This window comes from Microbacterium sp. (assembly GCF_036277215.1).
In the GTDB taxonomy this organism is placed as follows: domain Bacteria; phylum Actinomycetota; class Actinomycetes; order Actinomycetales; family Microbacteriaceae; genus Microbacterium.
This window is the reverse complement of the sequence record NZ_DASUNI010000112.1, coordinates 1-4,465: the sequence shown is the minus strand read 5'-3', so window position 1 is coordinate 4,465 and position 4,465 is coordinate 1. Positions and strand designations below refer to the sequence as shown.

Sequence of the window (4,465 nt, the reverse complement as noted above, 5' to 3'; positions counted from 1 at the left end):
GTGAACGTCGATGTCCGCGTTACGCCACCGTGGTCGCGGAGCAGCTTGAGCTCTCCCGGGCGGGACGGATCGGATCCACGCCGAGATTTGTCGCGGCTGACCTGTGTCGCGCGGGCCACGCGTTGAGTACGGTGGTGGCGCCGGAAGGAACGAGAATGGCCGAGCCTTGGATCGATAAGACGAAGCCGCTGACCGTCGGGGAGGTCTCCGCGCGCAGTGGGGTGAGCGTTTCGGCGCTGCACTTCTATGAGCGGGAGGGCCTAATCCGCAGTGAGCGCAGCGCAGGCAACCAGCGTCGGTACTCCAGGGACACGTTGCGCCGCGTCGCGTTCGTTCGTGTGTCTCAGCGTGTCGGTATCTCGCTGGCCGAGATCCGGAACGCACTCAACTCGCTTCCGGAGGGGAGGACCCCGAGGCGACGCGACTGGGCTCGGCTCTCAGCGCGGTGGAAGGACGACCTCGACGCTCGCATCGCCGACCTCCAGCACCTGCGCAACGACCTCAACGACTGCATCGGCTGCGGCTGCCTCAGCCTCACGACGTGCGCTCTGCAAAACCCCGGCGATCGGCTGTCCCAGTCCGGCCCCGGCCCCCGCCGGTGGATCGAGAGAGAAGCCGCCGAAACAGCCTGAGATTGTTCTTGACCTCAACTCGAGTTGAGGTCTTAGTGTTCTTCCCATAACGGGCGGGCACCCGTCTGGAGAACCGAAAGGAGCAATCATGACTACACCCGTTCCGCAGCATCCGCACCGCATCGCACGGCGCAGCGACAGCGCCGCACCTGCGCGCAACCTCCTCGTCTACGCCAGCGTCGCCGTCCTCTCAGGATGGGTCCTGCTGGGAGCAGCGGTCGCGCTCAATCTCCCGATGGAGGTGTTCCTGCTGGCCGTGAACTTCCTCGGCCTGCTGCTGCCGGCGATTCTCCTCACCTGGCGCGAGGGCGGAGGAGTCGCGGTGCGACGCCTGCTTCGCGACGCCGTACGGCTGCCCGTGCACTGGTGGTGGCTGCCGGTCGCTGGCCTCGGCCTGCCAGCGGTGGTTTGGAGTTTCTCGGCGGCACTCGGCGCCGCGCAACCGCTCACGCTGGCCGTGCTGAGCGGGTTCGCGGTCCAGCTGTTGAGCAGCTGGCTCATCATCAACATCTGGGAAGAGACCGGTTGGACCGGCTACTTCCAGCGCCGGGCCATGGTGCGGTGGGGAACCATCGGAGGCAGCCTGCTCACCGCCCTGCTGTTCGCCGCGATCCACCTGCCGCTGGCGTTCGCCGGCGGAAACGTGCTCGTCAACATCGCCTCTCTCCTCATAGCCGGCGTTGGTCTGCGCCTGCTCATCGCCGGCGTTGACGGGTGGACGGGCGGAAGCCTCCTCACCGTCGGGCTGCTGCATGCGTCGTTCAACGCAACGCCCGCCTTGATCGACCCATCACACGACTGGATTCGACTGGCCGTGACGCTGGTGGCGGGCCTGGCCGTCGCCTTGGTGCTGAGGCGCCGGCGCGGGGAGGCGTGACCGACCCCGACTCCGTCCCGCGCTGGCCGGAACGGCGCCTCTGGGCGTGGCGTTTGACCGGAGCCGCCGGCTGGGAGTGCCTCGGAATCAGTGCACCCCGCCGGTCGTCTCCCCGGTACGGTCACCAGAACGGCGACAGCAGTGCAGGTGCGGGGAACGCTTGTCGTGCGCTCTGCCGGACGATCGTCATCGATCGCGCCATAAGCGCCCGGGTAGGGACCGGCCAGGCGCCAGTTCCCAGTCGCCCGTTGCTACGCTGTCGGCGAAGACTCAATCTCGATCAGCACGTCGAGTTCGCGCAAGACCTCGACCAGACGGGTGTCAGACCCGGAGTATCCGTTGCGCTGATCGACGTACTCCGCCCATGCTCCGATTGCCTCGCGTGTGCGAACCAGGAAGGCAAGGTACTCGTCAGTCATCCGCCGACCACTCCGGGTGCATGTACACGGGCAGTGCGCGACGTCGCGGTCGCAGCTCCTTGATCCGCAGCACCGGGCCAGGATACAACGGGCCCGGGTAGACGTCCGGACGCCCGGACCGATCCCAGAGCATCATGGGGCGGCCGTCACCTTCGAGGTACGTGTAGCCCTGAAGCGAACCGAATACGGCGAGCGGTCCGCCGCGATCGTTGCCGCACAGGATGTCGACGCGAGTGTCAGCACCAAAGTACGGCTCGAGCGCCGCACACGCCTCAGGTTGCCACCCGTCCGGCCACGCGATCTTCACCCGCTCACCATCCGTCATGGCCCGATCGTAATGCGGCCGCTCACTCACACCAGACAGCGACCGCACGAGGACCGGCTTGCGGACGTTTGATAGCCCGAGCTGCGGGCACCCCACCACCGCTCACGCGTCGGCGGGGCCTTGAGTTGCAGTCGCGCGACTCGGGCGCCCTCCAGAGGGATTCGCCTGAGCCCCGATCACGTCACCCCGCGAATCGTCTCTGGAGATCGGCGTACGAAATCGCGTCGTCGAGGAAGTCGAGCGTGCCCTCGTCGAGAAGCTCGCGACCCGCGCGTTCCAGCAGTCCGAACGCCGCACGCGCGAGGCCGCCGCCGAGGCTGACTCGCCTGACTCCTAAGGAGAAGAGCGTGTGTGCGTCGATTGTGTTGGCGAGCCCGGCCACAATATTGAGTGGTCCGGGGATCGACTGGGCGAGACGACGGATCTCCGCGGCTTCGACGACGCCCGGCACGAAGATGCAGTCGGCGCCTGCGTCAAGGTAGCGCAGCGCGCGATCGACGGTCTCGCGGAAAGGGTCACCCGCGCTCCCCGCGAAGTAGGCGTCGGTGCGGGCGTTGAGCACGAAGCTGCCCGCGGGGGCAGCTGCGCGAGCGGCCGCGACCCGATCGACCGCCTCGTCGACACCGAGCAACGCTCCGTGCACGGCGTCCTCGATGTTGGCGCCCGCCACGCCGAGTTCGAGGGCCCGCGACACCGTCGCGCCCACCTGTTCGGCGGTGTCGCCGTATCCCGCTTCCAGATCGGCGCTGACGGGCACGCGCACGGCCCCGGCAATTCGGGCGATGTGCTCGAGCATGGTGTCGCGGTCCAGATCTCCGCCGTCCGGTACGCCCAGTGACCACGCGATCCCGGCGCTCGTCGTAGCGATCGCTCGGAAGCCCACTTGTTCGAGGATGCGGGCTGAGCCGGCATCCCAGGCATTAGGGATGACGAAGCCCGACCTCTCGTGGAGGCCGAGCAGCAGGGACGCGGAAGAGGACGCGGCGCTCATGGGCTGATCTTGCCACCCTCGTGAGTGTCCCGTCTCTCACCAAGCGCGCGATACGACGAACGGTGTCGTTTACCCCGAGCGCCGTCGCATGGCGGCCGCGCGCTTGCGGAAAGCGCGGGGGTGTGGGACCAGATCGGTGAGAGCAGCGTCCGGGCAGAGACGGGTCGCAAACGTAGGAACCCTGGCGGGACCACTGTCAACGATCGCGTGACCGACGCGTATATGACCGGCATAAGCGCGGTGATCGAGCGCTCAACGACCCGCTGGCGACAGTCTTGGCTTTGCTGCCGGGGGCTTTGGCCATCAGCGTCGCGCAGGAGAAGTTTCACCGATCGCGTGGAATGTCTGCAGCAGCGAGATTGCTTCAACAGGTGTGAACAACGACGTCGGCACGGCCCTGCACCGAAGTCAGCTCATCGACTTGACGACGACCGGTCGCCGTAGCGGGCTACCGCGCCGCATTGAGATCTTCCTGCACGATGAGGATGGCGTGCTGTTCATCACCGGGATGCCGCGTCGAGACCGCACACGCGACTGGATACACAACATCACCGCCGACCCCAACGTCGTCGTGCATCTGAAAAAGGGCATCGAGGCCGACGTGCCTGCCACGGCGCGGGTAGTCACCGATCCCCTCGAAGCACGGCCCCTCATCGAGGCCGCCGCACGCCGATGGCGCAGAGACGATGTCGACGACATGATCGCGCACAGTCCGCTCATCGTGCTGACTGCGGCTACCGCGCCCGCCGCCTGACGGCATCCCGAGTCACTGGCCGCGGACCCCCGCGCGAAGGAGCAGAGCCTCCCTGAGCCCGAGGAACAGCAGGAAGGCAAATGCCAGAGTGATGACGATCGTTGCCGGGATGAGGGCGATCGCCACGACAACGATCCATGAGGCACCGACTCTCGCAACCACCGTGTCGAACGTCCGAGCCGGTCAACAGACCGGCGACATCACGCGAGGAGTACGCATTGGCCGATGACAGCCTCCCGGCCGGATCGCACGTGACCAAGCCGCACACTCTCGAGACCTGAGCTCTGGGCCGTCGAGAACAACGAACGCTGAGCGACCGGCTTGGGGGCGAGAGGTACAGCTAGGCCCGGAGCTGTTCAGGAGCAGCCCTCGAAGCACACGAATGTTCAACAACTCACCGCGGAGTTGCGTGTCCGGAGCCGATCCAAGCCAGGTTGCGGCGAGGATTCACTCGTGTCCATCTCTGA

6 protein-coding genes are annotated in these 4,465 nt (G+C 66.8%); 3 read left to right on the top strand and 3 right to left on the bottom strand.

From position 1 onward, the window contains the following. Window positions 1-155 precede the first annotated feature (155 nt). A complete protein-coding gene (gene soxR, locus VFX99_RS05820; RefSeq protein ID WP_329665374.1) occupies window positions 156-632 on the top strand; it encodes a redox-sensitive transcriptional activator SoxR in 477 nt (158 codons plus the stop codon). Window positions 633-720: 88 nt separating this feature from the next. Beyond that, window positions 721-1,509 carry a CPBP family intramembrane glutamic endopeptidase gene (locus VFX99_RS05815; RefSeq protein WP_329665373.1) on the top strand — a complete coding sequence of 263 codons (789 nt, stop codon included), beginning with the start codon at window positions 721-723 and terminating at the stop codon, window positions 1,507-1,509. Window positions 1,510-1,760: 251 nt separating this feature from the next. Here the strand turns inward: VFX99_RS05815 and VFX99_RS05810 are convergent, their stop codons facing one another. From VFX99_RS05810 to VFX99_RS05800, 3 genes are all read right to left on the bottom strand, one after another. After that, complete coding sequence (locus VFX99_RS05810) at window positions 1,761-1,928, bottom strand: hypothetical protein (protein ID WP_329665372.1); 168 nt, start codon at window positions 1,926-1,928, stop codon at window positions 1,761-1,763. Further along, window positions 1,921-2,253, bottom strand: coding sequence for a hypothetical protein (locus tag VFX99_RS05805; RefSeq protein ID WP_329665371.1), 333 nt, complete (start codon window positions 2,251-2,253; stop codon window positions 1,921-1,923). Before VFX99_RS05805 ends, VFX99_RS05810 begins: the two co-directional genes overlap by 8 nt. 181 nt (window positions 2,254-2,434) lie before the next feature. Next, complete coding sequence (locus VFX99_RS05800) at window positions 2,435-3,244, bottom strand: isocitrate lyase/phosphoenolpyruvate mutase family protein (RefSeq protein ID WP_329665370.1); 810 nt, start codon at window positions 3,242-3,244, stop codon at window positions 2,435-2,437. A gap of 373 nt (window positions 3,245-3,617) precedes the next feature. On the opposite strand from VFX99_RS05800, the gene VFX99_RS05795 reads away from it, so the two are divergent. Next, a complete protein-coding gene (locus tag VFX99_RS05795; protein ID WP_329665369.1) occupies window positions 3,618-3,998 on the top strand; it encodes a nitroreductase family deazaflavin-dependent oxidoreductase in 381 nt (126 codons plus the stop codon). Window positions 3,999-4,465: the final 467 nt, after the last annotated feature.

Excerpts from the sequence above, each read along its gene's own strand:
- VFX99_RS05815 (WP_329665373.1), top strand. The coding sequence starts at position 721 with ATGACTACACCCGTTCCGCAGCATCCGCACCGCATCGCACGGCGCAGC.
- VFX99_RS05810 (WP_329665372.1), bottom strand. The coding sequence starts at position 1,928 with ATGACTGACGAGTACCTTGCCTTCCTGGTTCGCACACGCGAGGCAATC.
- VFX99_RS05800 (WP_329665370.1), bottom strand. The coding sequence starts at position 3,244 with ATGAGCGCCGCGTCCTCTTCCGCGTCCCTGCTGCTCGGCCTCCACGAG.
- VFX99_RS05805 (WP_329665371.1), bottom strand. The coding sequence starts at position 2,253 with ATGACGGATGGTGAGCGGGTGAAGATCGCGTGGCCGGACGGGTGGCAA.
- soxR (WP_329665374.1), top strand. The coding sequence starts at position 156 with ATGGCCGAGCCTTGGATCGATAAGACGAAGCCGCTGACCGTCGGGGAG.